At 66.6% G+C, this 20,785-nt stretch carries 20 protein-coding genes; 8 read left to right on the forward strand and 12 right to left on the reverse strand.

All coding sequences use genetic code 11. The annotated features are described in order from the left end of the window. Positions 1-33: 33 nt before the first annotated feature. Both OK352_RS13255 and OK352_RS13260 read right to left on the reverse strand, forming a co-directional pair. Positions 34-2,982, reverse strand: coding sequence for an AAA family ATPase (locus tag OK352_RS13255; RefSeq protein ID WP_265141964.1), 2,949 nt, complete (start codon positions 2,980-2,982; stop codon positions 34-36). After that, complete coding sequence (locus OK352_RS13260; protein ID WP_265141965.1) at positions 2,979-4,136, reverse strand: exonuclease SbcCD subunit D; 1,158 nt, start codon at positions 4,134-4,136, stop codon at positions 2,979-2,981. The genes OK352_RS13255 and OK352_RS13260 overlap by 4 nt, the downstream gene beginning before the upstream one ends. 237 nt (positions 4,137-4,373) lie before the next feature. Between OK352_RS13260 and OK352_RS13265 the strand changes: the two genes are divergently transcribed. From OK352_RS13265 to OK352_RS13275, 3 genes are all read left to right on the forward strand, one after another. Next, positions 4,374-4,535 carry a ribbon-helix-helix domain-containing protein gene (locus OK352_RS13265; RefSeq protein WP_265141966.1) on the forward strand — a complete coding sequence of 54 codons (162 nt, stop codon included), beginning with the start codon at positions 4,374-4,376 and terminating at the stop codon, positions 4,533-4,535. Then, on the forward strand, positions 4,532-5,263 hold the full coding sequence (locus OK352_RS13270) for a VOC family protein (RefSeq protein ID WP_265141967.1): 732 nt from the start codon (positions 4,532-4,534) through the stop codon (positions 5,261-5,263). The genes OK352_RS13265 and OK352_RS13270 overlap by 4 nt, the downstream gene beginning before the upstream one ends. 195 nt (positions 5,264-5,458) lie before the next feature. Beyond that, positions 5,459-6,694: an APC family permease gene (locus OK352_RS13275; protein ID WP_265141968.1), complete on the forward strand. Its 1,236-nt coding sequence runs from the start codon at positions 5,459-5,461 to the stop codon at positions 6,692-6,694. A gap of 86 nt (positions 6,695-6,780) precedes the next feature. Here the strand turns inward: OK352_RS13275 and OK352_RS13280 are convergent, their stop codons facing one another. Continuing rightward, a complete protein-coding gene (locus OK352_RS13280; RefSeq protein ID WP_265141969.1) occupies positions 6,781-7,425 on the reverse strand; it encodes an NAD(P)-dependent oxidoreductase in 645 nt (214 codons plus the stop codon). A gap of 91 nt (positions 7,426-7,516) precedes the next feature. Here OK352_RS13280 and OK352_RS13285 point away from each other — a divergent pair, with 91 nt between their 5' ends. After that, a complete protein-coding gene (locus tag OK352_RS13285; RefSeq protein ID WP_265141970.1) occupies positions 7,517-7,903 on the forward strand; it encodes a winged helix-turn-helix transcriptional regulator in 387 nt (128 codons plus the stop codon). Between the two features lie 168 nt (positions 7,904-8,071). On the opposite strand, the gene OK352_RS13290 is transcribed toward OK352_RS13285, so the two are convergent. Beyond that, positions 8,072-8,404 carry a hypothetical protein gene (locus OK352_RS13290; protein ID WP_265141971.1) on the reverse strand — a complete coding sequence of 111 codons (333 nt, stop codon included), beginning with the start codon at positions 8,402-8,404 and terminating at the stop codon, positions 8,072-8,074. 81 nt (positions 8,405-8,485) lie between these two features. Here OK352_RS13290 and OK352_RS13295 point away from each other — a divergent pair, with 81 nt between their 5' ends. Beyond that, on the forward strand, positions 8,486-9,166 hold the full coding sequence (locus OK352_RS13295; protein WP_265141972.1) for an HAD-IA family hydrolase: 681 nt from the start codon (positions 8,486-8,488) through the stop codon (positions 9,164-9,166). Between the two features lie 107 nt (positions 9,167-9,273). Here the strand turns inward: OK352_RS13295 and OK352_RS13300 are convergent, their stop codons facing one another. From OK352_RS13300 to OK352_RS13310, 3 genes are all read right to left on the reverse strand, one after another. Further along, entirely contained in the window at positions 9,274-10,005 is a 732-nt protein-coding gene (locus OK352_RS13300) for an IclR family transcriptional regulator (protein WP_265141973.1), read from the reverse strand. A gap of 45 nt (positions 10,006-10,050) precedes the next feature. Beyond that, positions 10,051-11,616, reverse strand: coding sequence for an N-acyl-D-amino-acid deacylase family protein (locus OK352_RS13305; RefSeq protein ID WP_265141974.1), 1,566 nt, complete (start codon positions 11,614-11,616; stop codon positions 10,051-10,053). 208 nt (positions 11,617-11,824) lie between these two features. Further along, entirely contained in the window at positions 11,825-13,117 is a 1,293-nt protein-coding gene (locus OK352_RS13310; RefSeq protein WP_265141975.1) for a type III PLP-dependent enzyme domain-containing protein, read from the reverse strand. A 456-nt stretch (positions 13,118-13,573) separates the two neighbouring features. Here OK352_RS13310 and OK352_RS13315 point away from each other — a divergent pair, with 456 nt between their 5' ends. The 3 genes from OK352_RS13315 to OK352_RS13325 are packed head-to-tail and all read left to right on the forward strand — an operon-like array spanning position 13,574 to position 15,588. Next, positions 13,574-14,497 carry a sugar kinase gene (locus OK352_RS13315; RefSeq protein WP_265141976.1) on the forward strand — a complete coding sequence of 308 codons (924 nt, stop codon included), beginning with the start codon at positions 13,574-13,576 and terminating at the stop codon, positions 14,495-14,497. A 3-nt stretch (positions 14,498-14,500) separates the two neighbouring features. Further along, entirely contained in the window at positions 14,501-15,106 is a 606-nt protein-coding gene (locus tag OK352_RS13320) for a bifunctional 4-hydroxy-2-oxoglutarate aldolase/2-dehydro-3-deoxy-phosphogluconate aldolase (RefSeq protein ID WP_265141977.1), read from the forward strand. 2 nt (positions 15,107-15,108) lie between these two features. Next, complete coding sequence (locus OK352_RS13325; protein ID WP_265141978.1) at positions 15,109-15,588, forward strand: rhodanese-like domain-containing protein; 480 nt, start codon at positions 15,109-15,111, stop codon at positions 15,586-15,588. A 49-nt stretch (positions 15,589-15,637) separates the two neighbouring features. On the opposite strand, the gene OK352_RS13330 is transcribed toward OK352_RS13325, so the two are convergent. From OK352_RS13330 to OK352_RS13350, 5 genes are all read right to left on the reverse strand, one after another. Next, on the reverse strand, positions 15,638-16,303 hold the full coding sequence (locus OK352_RS13330; protein ID WP_265141979.1) for a DUF6320 domain-containing protein: 666 nt from the start codon (positions 16,301-16,303) through the stop codon (positions 15,638-15,640). Further along, entirely contained in the window at positions 16,300-18,093 is a 1,794-nt protein-coding gene (locus OK352_RS13335) for an alcohol acetyltransferase (RefSeq protein ID WP_265142035.1), read from the reverse strand. Before OK352_RS13335 ends, OK352_RS13330 begins: the two co-directional genes overlap by 4 nt. Before the next feature lie 29 nt (positions 18,094-18,122). Further along, positions 18,123-19,184, reverse strand: coding sequence for an alpha/beta hydrolase (locus OK352_RS13340; RefSeq protein ID WP_265141980.1), 1,062 nt, complete (start codon positions 19,182-19,184; stop codon positions 18,123-18,125). Positions 19,185-19,273: 89 nt separating this feature from the next. Further along, positions 19,274-19,942: a DUF4433 domain-containing protein gene (locus tag OK352_RS13345; protein WP_265141981.1), complete on the reverse strand. Its 669-nt coding sequence runs from the start codon at positions 19,940-19,942 to the stop codon at positions 19,274-19,276. A gap of 180 nt (positions 19,943-20,122) precedes the next feature. Next, positions 20,123-20,770, reverse strand: coding sequence for a TMEM175 family protein (locus OK352_RS13350; RefSeq protein ID WP_265141982.1), 648 nt, complete (start codon positions 20,768-20,770; stop codon positions 20,123-20,125). Positions 20,771-20,785 lie beyond the last annotated feature (15 nt).

Consider the following 20,785-nt stretch of genomic DNA (forward strand, 5'->3'; position numbering starts at 1 on the left):
GCGTCTTGGCCAGGAAATCTTCCTGACGAATTGTCACGTTTCTTGGTGAATCTCGCTCCATCCGCCGTCTGCCACGGTAATGCGCAGCTTGGCCGGAATCTGCTCTTTCATGCCCTCGACGTGGCTGATCAAACCAACAGTGCGGCCACCGGCGCGCAGCGAATCGAGCGTCGACATCGCGACCTCAAGGGTGTCGGCGTCGAGCGATCCGAAGCCCTCGTCGATGAACAGCGTGTCGAGAGTGATGCCACCGGAGCGCGCCGTGACCACCTCGGCGAGACCGAGAGCGAGCGCGAGTGATGCGAGGAAAGTCTCGCCACCCGACAGCGAGTGCGTCGCGCGCGCAACACCCGTGTGCTGGTCGAAGATCGCGAGGCCAAGACCGGACTTTACGTTGCGGTACTGCACCGAATCGTCGTGCTCGAGAGCGTAGCGACCACCCGTCATCGTCCGCAGCCGAGCGTTGGCCGCCTCGACGATGCGTTCAAGTTCGGCGGCAAGCACGAAGCCCTCGAGGCGCATCTTGCGCGTGTTCGGGCCGTCACCGGCGAGCGTCTTCGCGAGGGTGCGCACCCGCTCGAACTCGGCAGTCGCCGTCGCCGACTCGGCCAGCCGCTCCTTCACCATCTTCACCGTGCGCATGAGAGCCGCCAACCGTTCATTGAGCGCCTCACGAATGCGCACCGCCTCATCTCGGGCGGCGCGAGCCTCGGCGACGGTGGCCTGCGTCGCCTCGGTGTCGGGAATCTCAGTCGGCACGTCGGCCAGCTCGGGCTCGGCCAGGATCGACCGCACACTCGCACGGGCGTCGTCATGAGTGCGAATGCGCTCGCGCAAGCGTTCGAGGTCGGGCCCGGAGCGCCGAGCATTTTCAACGGCCGCCGCATCAGCAAAATCGCGCTCAGACATGCTTTGCGCGAGCTTCTCACTGGCTTCCGCCGCGTCCGCCTCGCGGTCGTCTCGCGTGCGCAGCGCCGATGCGAGCGTCGCAGCGGAGTCACGCAATGCCGTCACGCTCGAGACCACCTCGGCGATCGACGGGGCTTCTCCTCGCTGGGCGTCGACGGAGGCCCTGATGCGCGCGATCTCCGTACGCGCTTCACTCTCGGCAGCAGCCTGCGCGTCTCGCTCGGCGCGCAGCTTCTCGCGCTGACCGTCGCCTGCGTCGCGTTCCTCGATGAGCGATGTCTGTTTTTTCTCGAGCGCAGTGACAGTCGAGGCAGCGTCAGCTGCCGCCGTGACGCGCTGCCTCGCGGGCTCCAGCTCGGCGTCGATCTGCTCGAGAGTGCGGTCACCGGCGATGGCCCGCTGCTCGGCAAGCTTCGCATCGAGAGCGGATGCTGCGCGCGCAGCATCCGCTTTGGCCTTCTCTCGTGTGGCGAGAACCTCCCTGGCCGCGTCGACATCGGCCTCGGTCACAGGCACACCCGAGTGCGTTGCCGGTGACGGATGCTCGGTGGCACCGCACACCGCGCAGGGCTCCCCCGCGCGCAGCTCCGTCGCGAGTTCCGCTGCGTGACCGGCAAGCCGCGCATCGAGAAGTTGCTGCAGCGCCGCCGATGCCTCGGTGTTCTCGCGCACACGTTCGGCCTCGACCTGGCGTGCGGCGTCGCGTTGAGTCTCAACCTCGGCAGCGAGCGCCGCGGCAGCACGCGCGGTGGTCAGCCGGTCGACGTCAGCGTTTGCGGCGTCAGCCCGCGACGCGTCCACGCGGGCGGCCGTGAGTTCGTCGTTCACGGCCGTGAGCGCCTGGGGAAGCTCCGCCAGCCGAGACTCGAGTTCGGCCAGCGCCGACTCGGCCACGAACTTCCTCTGGGCAGCCTCAGCTTCAGCGGCGTCGAGTGCCTCGAGACGTAATTCTTGAACACGCACCTCGTCGAGCAGCGCGAGGCGCCCCGAGTGCTTCTCTGCAGCAGCATCCAGCTGATCTGCCGTCAGCGTTGCATCGCCTCCCGCGGCCGTGTGGGCGTCGATCGCCGTCGCGACGTTCGTGCGGGCGGCTTCCGCAGCGCTCTGCGCCGACCGCTGTGCCGTCACGTACGGCCACACCTGCTCCGCCCGTTCGGCAGCTGCCTGCTCGGCCCGCATGTGGGCAATCTCGGGCTCCGCCTCATCCAGCTCTGCCGCGCGCGTTCGCGCGTCAAAAAGTCGCTTCTGGCGTCGCTGCTGCTCGGTCGCCTCCGCGTGCTTCGCTTCGGCGTCATCGCGCACGGTGTCTGCCGCGGCGGCGTCAGACACCGCCGACGCGACGCGTGTTCCGAGCTCGATCACCCGGTGCTCGAGCCAGTCGACAACGCCTTCCTCGGGCGGCTCTGCTTCGGCGAGGCGCGCGGCTTCGCTGACCAGCTGATCGGTCTGCACTCGCGTCGCCGCCACCATTGCCTCGAGTTCGCGACGGCGTTCGTCGACGATTCCCTCGTAGTCGGCGAATCGCTTGGTGCCGAAGAGGCTGCGCAGCACCGCTTCGCGATCGCGGCTGCCCGCCAGCAGAAACTGTTGGAAACGGTTCTGCGCGAGCAGGATCACCTGCAGAAACTGCTCCTTCTTCATGCCGACGATCTCGGCGAGCTCGTGGCCGACATCGACGGGGCGCGACGCAATTCCCTGCCACTGGTCACCCGTCAGAACATCCAGCTGCGCCGCCGGCTTCTGCGTCGTTGTTCCGGTTCCGCTTTTCTTCGGCCTCTCATACTCGGGCGACCGCGTCACGCGATAGCGGGTGTCACCGATCGTGAACTCGAGTTCCACACGCGTCTCATCGCTCGGGGCGCAGTGATCGCTGCGCAAACGGGATTTCGTCCCGTCGAACCGAGGGACGCTGTCATACAGCGCAAACGCGATCGCGTCGAGAATGCTCGACTTTCCGGCGCCCGTCTTGCCCGAAATCAGAAAGAGCCCGTCGTCGGTGTACGCATCGAAGTTCACGGTCTGGGTCGTGCGATATGGACCGAACCCCGTGATGCTCAGCGAGTTGATTCTCATGCGCTGGTCTCCGCCGACCGCACCTCAGCGACAGCATCCCGGATGATCTCGCTCTCAGCAGCGCTGGCCCCCTCACCGTTGCGCACGTAGGCGAGAAACTCGTCGATCACGTCGATATCGCTCTTGCCCTGCACCCGCTGTGCGTACGTGCGCGTGCCGTGGTCGGCCACCACGGAGGGCTCGTGCACCATCGTGGCGCAGTGCGGAAACCGGCGTTGCAGCTTACGCATCGCGTCGAGTGGTCGCACCGTGTCTGTCAGCACGGCGCTGACCCAATCATCTTCGGCATCGGTGTAGGCGTCGTCGGTCAGCAGGTCGTCGAGCGTGCCGGTCAGGATGCTGAGTCGCCGCGGAATCGGCAGGTCGACCCAATCGACAGACGCGAGGCCCGTCGCATCGAGCTCGACGAGCCAGGCACCGCGCGGCTTTCCGGCTTCACTGAATGAGTAGTGCAGCGGCGCCCCGGAGTACCGGACGCTGTCGCTCAGCCGTGCGCGCCCGTGAATGTGCCCCAGGGCGGCGTAGTCGACGCCATCGAAGACGCTCATCGGCACGAGGTCAATCCCGCCAGATGTGATGTCGCGCAGATCGTCAGAGGCCGCATCGGCCACACCCTGCGCGAAGCAGTGCGACACGACGACCGAACGCCCTCCGCGCTCGGCAAGATCTGCGCGAATGCGGCGCATCGCGAACCTCACGGCATCCGCCTGCGTGCGCAGTATCTCACCCGGGTGCCGGTGCCTGATCAAGGCCGGCTCGAGGTACGGGATGCCGTAGATGTGCACCGGCCCATGATCGTCGTCGACAGTGACCGGAACGTCGAGCGTCTCGTCGCGAGTCAATACATGGATGCCGGCGAGACGGGCAAACTCCGATTGAAACCCGAGCCGCGCGGCGGAGTCGTGGTTGCCGCTCGTCGCCACGATGACGGCGCCCGTGTCGCGCAGTTCAGTGAGCACCCGCGTCAGCACTCCGTATGCATCGGCAGAGGGCGTCGCCGAGTCGAAGATGTCGCCCGCCACGATCACCACGTCGACGCTCTGTTCGCGAACGATGCGCGTGAGTTCGCCGAGCACTCCTTCGAGCGCGTCGAGCGTCGGGTGCCCGTGGAATGAACGCCCGATGTGCCAGTCTGAGGTGTGCAGAATCCGCATGCTCCGACGCTACCGGCTGCGGCCGACAACGTGGATTGCCTGCCTCGACCGCACAGTGAGTTGCAGGAAGTGGCGACCTCGCAGCGGGGCGGAGGCCGCCACTTCCCGCCACTCACTTCCGCGGCACGCAGATGAGCGCGCGCATTCAGATGTCAAAGGTTGCAGTAAACGAGGTCCTCAACTGCACATTGCGCCACCTGAGTTGCGATAGCGCACCTCCTGAGCTAGGTTGCTAGCATGGTAGAAGATGCGAGCACGAAGAAGGTGCAGTTCAATGTGTACCTTCCCGCAGCGCTGGTCACGCAGATCAAGCACCGCGCGATCGACGAGGGCACGTCGCTGTCTGCCCTGGTGGAGCGCATCATGACGGAGTACGTCTCGAAGGAGGGCACATCATGACCGCCATTCAGGTCATTCAGCTCACGGAGCGCCCCCGCCCCTGGCACGATCTCGCGCAGGGAATCGGCCTCACGGCACCCGCAGAGAGGAACGACGCGTGGACAGAGTTCGACGGCGACGGGATGCTGGCCGTGCACGGCGTCGAGTCGAGCGACCCGCTGGCGGGCACCGCAGAGATCTGGCTGCTCGTCGATGATTCTGCGGCACTCGATGCTTTGGAGTCGCGACTGCGCTCGGCAGACATCCCTGTCACGCGCGGCGAGATGGCGGACATCGGTGCCACGCTGGAGATCAGCGTCGATGACACCGCACGAGTGCACGCCGTTGTCGGTGCCGCACGTCCGCCGCACGGCGACGTCTCGCTTCAGCCCCTGATCTTCACGCCCGACGTCGACGGCGCATCGCGAGTTCTCACGACTCTCGGGCTCGCGCTGAAGATTACCTCGAACTCGGGCAGCTGGGCCGTGTTCGACGCAGACGGTGGCGGCAGCATCGCACTGCACGACATTGCATCGGCGACGACACCGGTGACGGATCCCGTCAGCCTGTCGTTCGAGCACCGCGGCGACCTCGACGCCGCGGTCGAGCGCCTGACGGCATCCGGAATCGACGCCTCCGTCGTCGACGAAGCCTACAACCGCACACTCCGTGCCCCGACGCCCGAGCACACCGAGCTCTGGGTGAACGGAGCCTCGACCGACCTGTATGGGTACACGGAGCACGGCTGACACGCTCTCGGCTCTGCCACATCGGCACAGGCCACCGGGCCGATACCGACGGTGCACATCGTTGCCCGCAGCGGTGGCCGCGCATGGCAAAGCTGCGCGCCGCGGCCTGGCTCATCGTGACCGCGCTCAGACGCGGCATCCGATCACAGGCTCGTTCATACCGAAGCGACACCCGCCGGTCGTACCCTGGGTGGTATGACCACGCTCGCACGCCGGCTCGGCCCCGCAGACGCCGTCGTCATCGGGCTCGGCTCGATGGTCGGCGCTGGAGTGTTCGCCGTCTTCGCACCAGCAGCGCGCGCCGCCGGTTCCGGACTGCTCATCGGGCTGCTCGTTGCCGCCGTCATCGCCTTCTGCAATGCGACGTCGTCTGCACAGCTTGCCGCCCAGCACCCGGTCTCCGGAGGCACATACGCATACGGTCGAGCACAGCTCGGGCCCTGGTGGGGGTTCGCCGCCGGGTGGTGCTTCCTCATCGGCAAGGCGGCGTCGACGGCGGCAATGGCACTCACCTTCGCGGCGTATGCGGCACCGGTCGGCGGCGAGAAGCCGATCGCCGCTGTCGCCGTCGCTGCCGTCGCGATCGTCAACCTGCTGGGCGTGACGCGCACGGCGATGGCAACGCGCGTGATCGTCATCATCGTGCTCGCGTGCCTCGGCGTTGCGCTGATTGCCGCGAACTCCGGCGTCGAGCGTGCCCCGTTCGGCGGTATCTTCGCGTCAGGCCCCTACGGGATGCTGCAGGCGGCCGCACTTATCTTCTTCGCATTCGCCGGGTACGCGCGCATCGCGACGATGGGCGAAGAAGTGCGTGACCCGGCGCGCACCATCCCTCGCGCGATCGTGATCGCGCTGGCGGCGGCGACAATCATCTACGCTGCAGTCGCTGTCACGGTGCTCACCACGCTGGGCGCCGATCAGCTGGCGGCCACGACATCGCCTCTCGCAGACGCTGTGCCGGGGTGGGCACAGCCCGTCGTACGAGTGGGTGCTGCGGCGGCATCCCTTGGCGCCTTGCTCGCGCTCATGGCGGGAATCGGCCGCACCGGTCTCGCCATGGCGCGCGAGGGGGATCTGCCGCGGTGGCTCGCCGCCGTGCATGAACGTCGTCGTGTTCCGCACCGCATCGAACTCGTGCTCGCTGTGGTCTCCATCGCGCTTGTGCTCACCTTCGACGTGCGCGGCGCGATCGGCTTCTCGAGCTTCGGCGTGCTGCTCTACTACTTCATCGCCAATGTCTCGGCCTGGACGCAGACGCGAAGCAACAGGCGCTACCCGAAGTGGCTGCAGGCTCTCGGCATGGTGGGGTGCATCGCCCTCGCGGCCGCTGTGCCGTGGCAGAGCCTCCTCGGTGGCGTGGCCGTTCTGGCGATCGGCCTGATCGGCAGGATGCTGGTGAGGCGCCGCCCCCGCACCGACCCACGGGCATGAGGCACACACCGGTGCTCACTCGCGCGGAGCGTGCGTGAGGCGACCGCGAGGGCAGGCGTGCGCCGCACACCCGCGGGGCGTGGTGCTCAGTGCCCCAGGTTGACGTGGGCTCGGTGGTGCTCGCCGCTCTCGATGAGGTCGACCATGCCGAGCGCGTAGTCTGCCGCCGAGATCGCGCCGCCATCCGCAGCCACGGCGACGTCGTCACCGAGCCGGTATCGGCCAAGCTCTTCTGCCGGCATGTGCGCGCCGAACCGCAGTGCAGGGCTCACGAACACCCAGTCCAGCGAGGGCGACGTGGCCGGGAGATCTTCCATGACGAAGGCCGCGCCCAGTCGAATCTCTTCGTGCAGTTCCTCGGGAATGCCGCTGAGGTCTGAGACGAAGCGTTCCACTCCGGGTGCGGGGCGCAGCGACGAGGCTCCCCCGACGATGTACAGCCGCACGCCCGCGGTGTCGGCGCGCTCGGCGAGGGAGCGATAGAAGTCGCGCCACGCGCTCGCGAGGTCTCCGCGCGGAGCGAGCGCGCCCACCACCACGTCGGATTCTTCGATGGCTGACGCCAGCGTCGCTTCGTCTGTGGCGTCGCCCTGCACGTATCTCACGTTCGGTGTGGGCTCGGCGGGAAGCGAACGGCTCAGCGCCGTGACTTCGTGGCCACGGGAGACGGCTTCGGCGACGATGGCGGATCCGGCGTAGCCGGTGCCGCCGATGACGGTGATGCGAGACATTGAGTGCCCTTCTGTGTTCGAAATGGTGGCGCCAGGTGGCGGCCACTAGTTACCATAAGAGAGCATCTCTCTGAACGGAAGAAGGCACTTTGTGGTAACCACCTCAGTGACATCGAGTTTCCCCGGCAATCCGTACAACGCCGACTGCCCGACGCGTCGTGTGCTCGACCGCATCGGCGACCGCTGGACTGTGCTCATCGTCGGCATCCTGGGGCAAGGCGATGCACGGTTCTCAGAGCTGCGCCGCCAGGTCGAGGGCGTCTCTCAGAAGATGCTGACGCAGACGCTGCGGGCGCTCGAGCGCGACGGCCTCGTGCGTCGCACCGTCTTTCCCGAAGTTCCCGTTCGCGTCGAATACGCCCTGACAGAAGCGGGGCGAACCCTCCTCGAGCCGCTCAATGCCCTGCAGGAGTGGTCGATCGCGCACATGGGCGACGTGGCGGAGTCGCAGAAGCGCTACGACAACGCCCATCAGTAACCGTCACACCTGCCGACGCGATCGCAGAGTGCGACGGCGTGGGATTGCCCGTGCGCTCATCGACACGGCTTTCCACGCGAGTGGCACAGAAAGGCTCGACCTGATCACGGACGAAGCCCAGGAGTTCTACCGCTCGTTTCCCTTTCGCGAGAAATCCGGGTTCCGCATCTATCCCGATTCCTCTGTGTGATGTCGCGACTGCTCTCCTGCGGCATACAGTCCACGATTAAGAAACCACTCCCACGAACGCCCGCCTCGCCCGATGAAGTCAACAAGGTCAACGCTCAGATCAGTGTCTGCGGCAACACGATCGACGCCAGAGCCCTCTGCCAGAGCGGTCAACACGGCACTGTCGAGTTCTCTGCTCAACTCCTCGGCAACAAGGACTCTCCTCTGCAGACCGGCCCCACACTCACGGGCGATCTCGGCAATCTCGGCTCGCACGGGGACCGATGGTCGATCGGTCGAACGGGTCTCACCGGTGAATGCTTGCTCGCCCATTGCTGCATCTTACGCTGCCCGTGGCCCAGCGTTTCTTCGGGTCGAATCGATACGATCGCAGAAGACGAACGGAGAACCTCTGTGACACTCGATCTCGATCAGGCAGCCGGCCTCGACACCCGCACGTTCCGCGGCGCCCTCTTCGACATGGACGGCACGCTGATCGATTCCACGCCAGCAGTCGTGCGGTCGTGGTCACGCCTCGCTGAAGAACAAGGCGTGCAGACGGACCTCGGCACGGGCAACCATCACGGCCGGCCGGCACGGGAGCTGCTCGCCAGCATCCTGCCCGCTGATCAGGTTGAAGCGGCACTTGCCCGCGTGACGCAGCTGGAGATCGACGATACAGATGGCGTCGTTGCGCTGCCTGGAGCCACCGACCTGCTCGCAGCGCTGCCCGAGCATTCGTGGACGATCGTGACGTCATGCACGCAGAAGCTTGCCGAGGTGCGGATTGCGGCATCGGGAATTCCCCGCCCCGATTCCCTCGTCACCTTCGACGACGTTGTGGCGGGAAAACCCGACCCCGAACCGTTCGAGACGGGCGCGGCTCGACTGGGCACTCACCCGAGCGATTGCATCGCCTTCGAGGATGCTCCGGCCGGGCTCGCGTCAGCGCGAGCAGCCGGATGCTTCACCGTCGGCCTCCCCGGAACACACACCGCTGAGCAGCTCGACGCCGACCTGGTGCTGACGAGCCTCGACCAGCTGACGGTTGAGCTTGTCGACGGCGGCGGTTTCCGCCTCAACGTCACGCCCTGACGGCCGAACCTGCCGCACGCGGGTCTTCGTCAGCTCCGGACACATTCGCGGGGTGTGCCCGCCGATCATGTCCGCGCGATGACACTATGCTGCGACGGCGTCAGCGATCACCCGAGCTCGCGAGCGATCTGCGCCGCCGTCTGCTGCATAAGGGGCAGGCGCGTCTTCAGCATCTCGAGATCTTCGGCCATGCGGATCGCCGTGAGAGACAGCGCGCCCACGACACCCGCCCGGCTGATGATCGGCACCGCGACGCAGTTGACGAAGTCCTCGAACTCGCCATCGTCAACGGCCCAGCCCTGCTCGGCGATGCGCTCCAGCTCGACGTCGAGCGCCTCACGCGTGGTGATCGTCTTCTCGGTGTACTTCGCCCAGTCAGTCGTCGCGAGCACAGCATCCCGGCGTGGTTCGTCGAGGTTCGCCAGAATCGCCTTGCCCACCCCGCTGCAGTGCGTGCGGACGGGGGCGCCGACCCGTGAGTACATGCGCACACCGCTGGCGTCTTCGACCTTGTCGACGTAGATGATGGCGCTGTCCATGAGCGCCGCCAGGTGAACCGTATTGCCCACGACCTTGTGCATGCGGCGCAGGTGTGCCGAAGCCACCTCGCGCAGATCGATGCTCTCGAGCGAGCTCTGCGCGAGAGCCACCAGGTGGAAGCCGAGCGTGTATGTGCCGTCTTTGCGCCGCCGCGCGTAGCCGACCTCTTCCAGCGCCTGCAGTTCGCGGAACATGGTTGACCGGTGCAGCTCGAACTCGTCGGCGAGCTGCACGACGCTCTTCGGCTCATCCGCGATCGAGTCGATGATGCGGGCTGCCCGCTTCACGCTCTGCGACATACGTCCTCCAGTGCTCCGGTATCGGCGACGGGATGCTGCATTGTGCTACCCCTCATTCTCGCGACGAATCCCGCTGCCCGGTGTCGCGCCCTGCAGCTCGCCGCCGGCGAGGACGGGAACTCCGGCTACGAGCACGTCGTCGATGCCGACGGCCTCGCCGAGGGGGCGGTCATAGGATGCTGTGTCAGCCACGGCCTCCGGATCCACAACGATCAGGTCGGCAATCCAGCCCGACGCGATGCGCCCGCGGCGACCGAGCGAGAACCTGTCGACCGGCGCCGTGGAGAGGTGGGAGACAGCTTCGGGCCACGACCAGGTCTGCGTCTCGCGCACATATTCGCGCAGGTATCGGGCGAACGTTCCCCGGGCACGCGGGTGCGGATGTGCACCGATGAAGATGCCGTCCGAACCGCCCATGTGCGCGGGGTGCGCGAAGATCTGCGCGAGCTCTGAGACCGGGCGCTCGTAGCGCACCGCCATCACGGCATTGGCCTGCAGGCGGGAGGCCGTAAGCACGTCAAGCGAGAACTCGATGGCGTCGACGCCCGCTCGGGCGGCAGCATCCTGAACCGTCATACCGAGCGCCCAAGCGTAGTCATCAGCGGCGATGTGGGCGAGGGTGATCATGCTCGGCCAGTCGGGGCCCAAGCTGGCCTTGCGGTCGACCTCGGGGAACCAGTCGCGGCGAAGGCGGTCGCGTTCGCTCGCGTCGCTGATAACGCGCACGACCTCGTCAACCGGCTGCGCCGAAAGTTCGGGCGGCAGCAGCGGCATCGCCAGAAGTGTGCACCCTCGCGTGTACGGGTAGGCGTCGAACGTGGCGTCGACACCGGCCGCGTCGAGGGCGTCGAGCTGTGCCTTCACGACGTGCGCTTCGGCATGAAAGTGCGACACGTGAACGCGGGCACCGGATGCCGCGGCGATCGCGGCGATCTCGTCGATCCCCTCGGCCGAGTTCGCTTCGTAGCCGCCGCGCATGTGGCTGATGTAGACGCCGCCCGCTTGGGCTACAGGCACCGTGATCGCGGCGATCTCGGCCGAGTCGGCGAAGATTCCCGGCACGTAGTCGAGTCCTGTCGACAGGCCGACGGCGCCCTCACGCATCCCCTGCTCGACGAGCTCGACCATGCGCGATCTCTCGTCGTCTGAGGCCGCGGCGGTCGAGCGCCCGCAAACCTCCCAGCGCACGGTTCCGGCGGGGATCGCGTATGCCGCGTTGAGCCGCGAGCGCCCGTCAACAGCGCTCAGATACTCGGCGACACCCCCACCGGAATAGCTGGGGTGGGACCCGTTGATCGCCGCGAAGTATTCGCTGCCGTAGCCGCCGTCTCCCGGGGCATATGAGACGCCGTCCTGACCGGCGATGATGCTCGTGACACCTTGTTTGAGCACCGCGCGCTGCACGTCGTCGTCCGTCAGCAGTCCATCGACGTGCGCGTGTGCGTCGACGAACCCGGGCAGCACGAAGCGTCCGGTGCAGTCGATGACGCGGTCGCCGTCGCGCACGAGGTCGGCGCCGATCGCGCTGATCGTATTGCCCTCGACGGCGACATCGGCGACGCAGTGGCCGTCGCTGTCGACGATAGTTCCGCCCGTCAGGATCGTACGCATAGTGCCTTCCTTCCCGTGTGTTGTGCCGCCGCTGTCCGGGGCGGGCGTGCCCCGGATGCTGTCAGCCGCGCCAGCCGCGACGACACCGACAATCGTCGCTGCGCTGCCGGGCGTGCGGGTGAGGATGCCCGTGCGGAGCCCTCCAGCGATGCGAGTCGCAGCGTCATGCGCGCCATGTCGGCGGGCAGATCGTTAGCGTGTCTGCGCATCAGAAGAACGTGCGCACGAGCGCAATCACGCGGTCAGAGTCGGCAGATTCGACGACGGGAAGGTAGTGCCATTTGTCGAACGCCGTGCAGGGGTGCGAGAGGCCGAGCGAGACGACGTCGCCGATCGCAGCATCCGGCGTCTCTGACCCTTCGTGCGGAAGCGCGAGGTAACTGTGCTGGTCGTTCATCGCGGAGATCGATGCCCCCTCAAGCGACCGCCATTCCTGCCCGATGTCGCGCGCGATCGAGCGGGGAATCGGCAGTCCCTCGTCGAAGGGGAAGTCACGCTTTCCGCCGTCGATCAAGGCGAGGCCTGGTTCGGGGTGCGAGACCACGCGGGCGACGCCGCGCATGGCGGAGCGCAACGGGTTCGCGACGTCGGTTCCCGCTTCGTCGAGGGGTGAGATGCCGCGGTAGAAGCCGTCATCGTGGGTGATGTATGCGCCGGATCGCAGCGTCCAGTGCGTGCGCTCGTCGCCGCGCATCGCACCGGCGTAGACGTCGGCGACGATGTCGAAGTAGGCGCTGCCGCCCGCGGTGACGGTGATGTCGCCGTCGTCGTAGAGGTCGCCGAGCGCCGTGTGCAGCTCGACCTGCCGTTCGAGATAGCGGCGCACGGCATCGACGGAATGCGCTGACCGGTCGTGGCCAAGGCTCCCTTCGTATCCGCCCACGCCCGCAAGCCTGACGACACCGGATGCTGCCGCGCGACGCGCGACGGTGATCGCCTCGTCAATGGTGCGCGCACCCGTGCGGCCGCCGTCCTGCCCCAGCTCCACGAGCACGTCGATCCGGCGGGGCAGCGACACGTTCTCGAGCGCACGCTCTATGGCGTCGATCGTCTCCACCGAGTCGACCCAGCACGAGAACCGGACGTCGGGATCGGCGAGCTCTGTGGCGAGAAAGCGTAGTGCGCGCGGGTCGACGGCGGAATTGGCGAGCATGATCGAGTCGAGCCCGAACGAGCGAGCGGTTCGCACCTGCCCCATGGTGGCGAGAGTGATTCCGGTGCAGCCGGCGTCGAGCTGCCGCTGCCACAGTGCCGGAGCCATGGTGGTCTTGCCGTGCGGCATCAGCTCGAGGCCGCGCGTGGTCGTCCATTCGGCCATCACATCGAGGTTGCTCTGCATGGCGGCATCGTCGAGCACGATCAGCGGAGTCCAGAACTCGCCGAGGCGCGGATCGAGGGCCAGAAATTCGGCGACGGTGAGGCCGATCGCGCGGGCGGGAAGTCCCTTGTCGTGCGGGGAGAGACGTTCGTCGGCCAGCGTGGCCAGGTTCAGCGATGTCATCGCGGGTTCACTCCCCTTGCGTTGCATTTCTTGCACACCGTGTTGCGTGCATTCTGCAACGCTAACCTTGCGGTGTCGTGTGCCGCAAGGCGGCGGTATTTCGTGGCGTGTAACGCAGTGGCCTCAGCGTGCGCGGCATGCCGTCGCTGCAACCGTCTCCTGTATCGCATCCTCGCGTCCCACATTCTGTGAATGTGATGGCAGCCGCAGCGACGGCGACAGAATCGGAACCGCGCTACAGAATTTTCGAGAGCGCATTTCCGATTCTGTAGCTCAACGGGTGACAGGGCAGGATGGCGAGCCAGGGCAGCGTGGCGTCACAGGGCCGGGCGGCACAAGCTGGGTGACGCGGGCAAGGCGCCCGGCTAAGGCGGCACGTGGCCGGCTCCGCGATCGTGCTGTGCATATGGTGCAACACGCATTGCAGACGCCGCACAAGAGGTGCATGATGGAGAAATGACTTCCGAGGCTGCTCCGCGCCTGATCACGATCGGCGAGACGATGACGCTCGTCACGCCCATGACCGCTGAACCGGTCGCAACGGCCACCGGTTTTCGGCTCGACGCAGGCGGTGCCGAGTCCAACCTCGCATCGCACCTCGCCCAGCTCGACATTCCCGCGGCGTGGGTCAGTGCCGTCGGTGCGGATGTGCTTGGCGAACGGCTGCGCGCCACCATCGCCGCGCGCGGTGTCGACACCCGATGGGTGACAACGGATGCTGACGCACCGACCGGTCTGTACGTGAAAGACCCTGGCAACGGTGTTCTCTACTACCGGGCTGGCTCGGCAGCATCCCACATGGGACCCGCATCGGTACGGGACGTCCCCCTAGAGTCTGCCGAGATCGTGCACCTGACGGGAATCACGCCGGCCCTGTCGTCGAGCTGCTCGGCAATGATCGACGCCATTATCGACCGCGTCGCCGCCAGCGATGCCGTGCTGAGCTTCGATGTGAACCACCGCCACGCCCTGTGGCAGCAGGGAGTCGCCTCCCCCGCTCTTCGCTCCCTCGCGAACCGCGCCGACATCGTGTTCGTCGGACTCGACGAGGCGCAGGACCTCTGGAACACCGACACGGCAGACGACGTGCGCGCCCTGCTGCCGGGGCCCGAACGCCTCGTCGTCAAAGACGGCGACGTCGGCGCCACCGAGTTTCACCGCACGGACGCCGGTGCAGACGAGCGCGTCTTCGCACCGACAACACCGGTCGACGTCGTGGAGGCCGTCGGCGCGGGCGACGCGTTCGCCGCCGGGTACCTCGCTGCCGCGCTGCGTGGCGAAGCAGCATCCGTTCGTTTGGCCGCCGGTCACGCGCGTGCGCGCCTCGTGCTGCAGTCGACGAGCGACTTCATCGCAGAGACCACAGAACAGAAGGGCTGACTCATGGCCGACAACACACAATTCGACGAGGTCTTCGCCGCCGCACCGCTGATGGCGATCATGCGCGGCATGGGCGTCGAGCGCAGCCTGAAGGTCGCGCGCGCGGCTTGGGATCTCGGCATCGACGTCGTTGAGCTGCCGATTCAGAGCGCAGACGACATCGAGGCGCTTCGTGTCGTGGCAGAGGCCGGTCGCGAGCGCGGCAAGAGCGTCGGCGCGGGAACTGTCGTCACCGTCGAACACGTCGCGCAGGCCGCGGCCGCGGGTGCCGAGTTCACCGTCAGCCCCGGTTTCGACGTCGACGTCGTGCGCGCCTCAAGCGAAGCGGGTCTGCCGGCGCTGCCCGGTGTCGCCTCGCCGAGCGAAGTTCAGCTCGCCATGAAGGAGGGGCTGACCTGGCTCAAGGCCTTCCCCGCCTCGCTGCTCGGCACTGCCTGGTTCGGCGCGATGCGTGGGCCGTTCCCGCGCGCAAAGTTCGTCGCGACGGGGGGAATGGATGCTGCGAATGCCGGCGATTTCCTCTCCGCCGGCGTTCGCGTGGTCGCCGTCGGCTCGGCGCTGGAAGACGAGTCGCAGCTGCCGAAGCTCGCCGAGCTTCTGAAGCGCTGATCATGACGGATGCTGGTGACAGCACTGCCACCCCGGAGAGCGATGCCGGTGCCCAGAACGGTGCTGCTGATAGCATCCGGGATCGCCTGAGATATGTCGAGGCGCGGCTCGCCTACGAGGTCGACGTCGTGGCTGCCCGGGCGGCCCAGTCTGGCGGCGCGGTGATCGTCGACACCCGCAAGCAGCGGTCGTGGGATCACGGCCACGTGACCGGAGCACTGCACCTGCCGAACGACAGACTCAGTGGAGACCTCGACGAGGTCCCTACGGATCGCACGCTGATTGTGTACGGGTGGGGTCCCGGATGCAACGGAGAGACGAGCACGGCACGTGTGCTGCTTGATCGCGGGTACGACGTGCGCGAGATGATCGGCGGTTACGAGTACTGGGTGCGCAACGGATTTCCCGTCGAAGGAGTCACGGCCGACGGCACACTCGTCGACCTGACCCGCCCGGCCGATCCGCTCGTCACCGCCGAGTAACGCACCCTTTTTGCGCGCAGGTGCAGGCGCTGGGCGTGCACGTGCGACGTTACACGTGCAGGCGCTTGCCCAGCTCGTGCCGGACGGTGCGGCCTCCGACGAGCTGCAGCAGAACGAGGACGAGCAGGCTGAGTCCGCCGCAGATGATCGACGGAAGCGCGTTCGTCACCCAGCCGAACGCCAGAAAGCCGATGGGCGCGAGCCCGAGCAGCACCGTCAGTACGCTGTAGACGACGTGCTCGCCTGTCTCGATGCGCATCAGCCTGACGGTGATCAGCAGGGCGAGGATGGATGATGCGCAGAGAATCGGAACCGCGTACGTCAGTGACCAGCCGGGCCAACCGGAGAGGTAGTCCCAGTAGACACAGACGAGGCCGACGATGACAACAAGGTAGACGGTGCTCTTGGCGAGGTTGCGGCGTTTGCGCACGGCCATCAGCACGACCAGCCACATGGCGCTCAGGCCCAGCCAGACCGACCGGATGACTCCGAGGCCGGTGAGCTCGTGGCTGAACAGAAGTTGGGCCGCGAATGAAGCGAGGATCACGGCAAGCGACGTGAAGAAGAGCACCCGCAACACACGACGCCGCGAGAACGTCAGCGGGACCGCCGGCAGTGGGCTGGCCGTCGCCTCACCCGTGGCCGGTGTTTTGCACAGCGGGCAGCGGGCCCAGGCTCCCTCGATGTCGACGGCGCACGCGTCGCAATGCCTCATGCCGACACCTCCGCGAGCTCGCCTTCCGTCACCCGTGCGGCGGCGACGGTGACAGCGACCCCGCGAGCGGTCAGCAGCCGCGCGAACTGCGTGATGTGATCGGTCTCGACGAACGGTGAGGTGAAGCTGACCGCGAGAGTGCCGGCGTGACTCATGACGCAGATCTGCGGTCGTGCTGCTGAGACGTGAAACAGCATCCGTCTAACGTGCGATTCGGCGGGTTCGGGCAGGCTGACGCGGCCGAGGTTCGAGACGGCGATGCTCAGACCGCGGTTGTTTCCCCAGTTGATCAACTTCAGAATCACGTCTTTGAGCGGCCGCGGAATGACCCTCAGGATGAGCATGCCCTCGAGCCGGATGAAGCGGCGCAGCGTCTTCTCGAGCGCCTCGGGGGTCACTTTCGGGCCGAACTGAGCATTCAGCTGCCGGCCGATCGTGCCGACGTCGTCTGTGCTGGTGTGGTCGGGGATCGCGTGGTCTGGGCTGGTGCGGTCCGGGATGCTGTGGTCTGGGATGCTGTGGTCTGGGCCCGCGGCGGTGGTATTCGTGGCGGTCGGACTCGCGCGGTTGCGGTCGCGGTCGCGGTCGCGAGGGATGCTGTCGGCACTCTCGCTGCCTCGGCGAACCTCGTCTTCGCTCTCGTACGTGTGGTCCACGCGGACCGTTGCGAAGAAGTTTCTGGGTGAGGTCGACGGAAAGAACTGGCGCAGATTGACCGGGGCCGAGGCCGACAGCGTCCGCGCCGTGCCCAGGTCGCCCGCCGAGAGGCGGATGGCCTCGAAGAACAGAGCCGTCAGGAACATCGTGAGCGGAACGCCTTCGGCACGTGCGAGATCGAGGATGTCCTTCGCGGGCATTGTGAGTTCGACGGCGCGCGTCCGGTTGTCCGGAGTCCGGGTGCCCGGGACTCGGTACACCTTCTTCTCGGGGAGGTGGAGCTTCTCGGGCAGACGCAGCACTCGGCCGATTCTTCGGCGCACACCCGGAGCGGGCCCGGCACGTCGCTCGGTGGCATCCGGATTCCCGGCGGCGTCCGGTTGCTCGGTGGCATCCGGTCGCTCGGCAGCATCCGCTTTTCCGGCAGCGTCCGGTTGCTCGGCGGCGTCCGGCTTTCCAGCGACATCCGGTCGCTCGGTAGCGGCCGGTCGCTCGGCAGCATCCTGTTTCTTGGTAGCAGGATCGTCGCTGAAGTCGGACTCCGTTGCCGGCGCCTCGTCACGGCGGCGCCGGCGGAAATAGTGCGCGAAGCTGTCGGCAACGAGTCCGTGCGCGGGTTCGGCGCTCTCCCCCGCCTGTGAGCCTCCGCTCTGCTCGTCGAGTTCAGCGGTCGATCCGGGCTGGGCACCGGGCGCGTCTGCGCTGCCCTGCTCGTCGGGGTATGCGAGTCGGGCGTACCCGGTCACGAGATCGGTGAGGAACCACAGAGCACCGGTGCCGTCGGAGAGGGCATGGAAGATCTCGAGGATGATGCGCTGCCGGTGATGCATCACACGGAAGAGCAGGGTGCGCCGGTCCGCCTGGTAAATGGGAGCGCACGTGTACTGCACCTCGCCGGTGACGCGTGGACGCAGGTCGCTGTCTTGCAGGTAGTACCAGAACACTCCGCGACGCAGCACCGCGTGGTAGAGCGGATAGCGGTCGTACGTCGCGTCTAACGCCTCTTGCAGAAGAGCCGGATCCACGTCGTGGTCCATCTCAGCGCTGATGCGGAATACCTTCGGATCGGAGTCGCTTCGCGCGGCGAGAAAGATGTTTGAGGCGTTGTCGAGCCGCACCCAATTGCGGCGCATTGCCTCGCCGCGCATCGCGCTGCCGCGGGTCACGGTGCCGCCTCCTGACCGGAGTCCTCGGCGTCTGTCTCGTCCGCGGTGGCGGACGCGTTCCCCGTTCCCGACGGATTCTCGACAGCATCCGTCACCGTGGTGTCCCGCGCGGTGGTGCCCACGGGAGACCCGAGATCTTCATCGAGGAACGCGTTGATTACGGCGTAGGCCTCCCGCACCGGCCGGGAGAATCGCGGCAGCTGAATGAATCCGTGCAACGCTCCGCCCACACGATGAATCCGCACGGTGTTTCCGGCGCGGGCAACGGCACGGCCATACGCCTCTCCCTCATCACGAAGGAGGTCAAGCTCTGCCGTCACCACGAGTGTTGCCGGCTGCCCGGTCAGATCCGTGGCCTCCAGCGGAGCGACGAACGGATCGCGACGCCGTTCCGGGTCGGGCACGTACATGTCGAAATAGTCCTGCACCTCGACGCTGGTCAGCCTGAGATCCTCGCCGTGCTCGCGCACCGAATCGAACGGTGACGTTGCCTGCGCATGGTCCCAGTGGGTCACCGGGTAGAGCAGGATCTGCCGCCCAGCACCACGGAGGCCGAGCTGGCGGAGCTTCAGAGACACGGCAGCGGCAAGGTTTCCTCCCGCCGAGTCACCCACCAGCACGATGCTCGCGGCATCGGCGATGCCCGCGCCTTCGGGGTTCGCCAGCAGCTGCTCGGCGACACTGAAGCAGTCATCGAAACCGGCGGGGAACGGATGCTCCGGCGCGAGCCGATAATTCACCGAGGCCACGGCGCACCCCGTGAGATCGGCCATCGTCGAGCATGCCGGCGTGTACGTCTCGATGTCTCCGGTGACCCACCCGCCGCCGTGAAAGAAGAGCAGGACGTCGTCGCGAAGCCGCTCTTTCGGTTGAAAGACGCGGACCGAGATCGAGCGTCCCCCGACCTCGGCGACGGTCTGCCGGTATGGCGTGCGGCGCCACGGCATCGACATCAGGGCGAGTCGCCGTTGGATGCGCCGGACTTTTCCGTAGTCCTCGCGCATGTTGATGCGCGGGGCAGCGAACAGCCCCAGCACGGACCGCGTCAGCCGGTTCATGGGCTTACGGCATCGTCGGTGGCGGGCTGGTGCATGCCTCCAGCGTAGAGGGCAACAATGTGTGGCGCAGTGTGCGCCGCGACCCCCGTCTACTGCGGGGCAAACCAGGGCTGGTGGGCCGCCACCTTTGTGTTCAGGCCGGCGTCGGCGAGCTGCTGCTTGACGCGTTCACGCTGCTTGATGCTCGCGACGCCGATGATGCTCAGCGCCGACACGGGGACCTCCCCGCGCACGAGAGCCTCGGCGACGAGCTTCAGCTCACCGCTGTCGTCAAGAGCGAAGCGCGACAGCATCCGCTCTGCCTGGTCGGGTTCACTCGCGAAACGGGTCAGCCCGGCCGCCGCGTCACCATCGGCGATCACCAGATCTGTCGTGTCCAGAGCACGGATGCTCGCAACGGTTGCCACCAGCATGACGTAGTCGTTGGGCGATGAGCGCACGAGGTCGGGGTTCAGCCGCACGTTCGGCTCGCGACTCCGGATGCTGCCCCACACCGATGCGTCGGGTGAGAGGAAGAACGGCACGTACGCAGACACCGTCGTGTCTTCGATGGTGATGCGTCTGCGTGCCGCGCGGTTCTCATCTGACGACAGCAGAACCTCGGCCGTCTCGGCGCGGTCGTCGTCGTGCAGAAGGTCGTCGCAGAGGATGCTGCCGCTGGCGATGATCGACGGCAGGTTGCGTACATGCGTGACGTGGAACAGCCGCTGCTGGTCGACGCGCACCGGCTTGCCCTGCTTCTTCGACCCACGATTCACGGGGCTCGATCGCGGTGTTCGGCGGGCCGTCGTGGCCCTCGTGGCGGCGGTCTTTTCGGGGATCTTCGGTGGATTGCAGATTGCGCACTGCTCCAGTTCGAAGCCGTGCCTACATTCGTCGCTCAAGGGAACCTTTCATCCGTCGGCCGCGTGGCTGCTCCGGTCGGCCGGGAATCAAGGTTACGCCCCGTGCCGGGGTGCGCGCGAGTTGGAATCTGCAGGGCGGTCATGGACGCGTCGCACCACAATCACATTGAGCGGCCAGCTCAGCACAAGAATGAACAACGCGTAGTAGTTGACCGTCGGAAAGACCACTCCCAGGATGCCGGCGAGCACGAAGAGCAGGGTGGTTCCTCCGCTATTCACCAGCACGTGCAGAGGCAGCCTGTCGTCTGGATCTTCGCTTGCCGAGCCGCGGATCACCAGAACAAGGAGCGTCAGCATCAGGCTCGACGCGGCCATTGTCGCGATGTAGAAGCCGATGACGCCCGGCTCGAGCGCGAAGTTCGCGGTCATGGCGGTAGGAAGCGGCATGATCACGATCGTGAGCGACCACAGAATGGTGAACATCAGGATGCGCGGCGAGTAGCTTCGCAGGTGCTCGAAGATGCGATGGTGGCCGACCCAGAGTCGCGCGATCACGGCAAAGCTGATCAGGAACGTGCCGATCTGCCCGAAATGCTCGTTGAAGAACGCCCCGAATGTGGATCCCTCGTTGATCTCGTCGGATGCTGCGTCGACAAGCGGGAGGATGAGCAGGGTGATCGCAATCGCAACGATCGCATCGGTGAACGCGGCAAGCCGTTCCGGGCTCTTTCTCGTTGCCATGCGCCAAGATTACTC

The organism is Microbacterium sp. MPKO10 (assembly GCF_026107415.2).
GTDB lineage: Bacteria > Actinomycetota > Actinomycetes > Actinomycetales > Microbacteriaceae > Paramicrobacterium.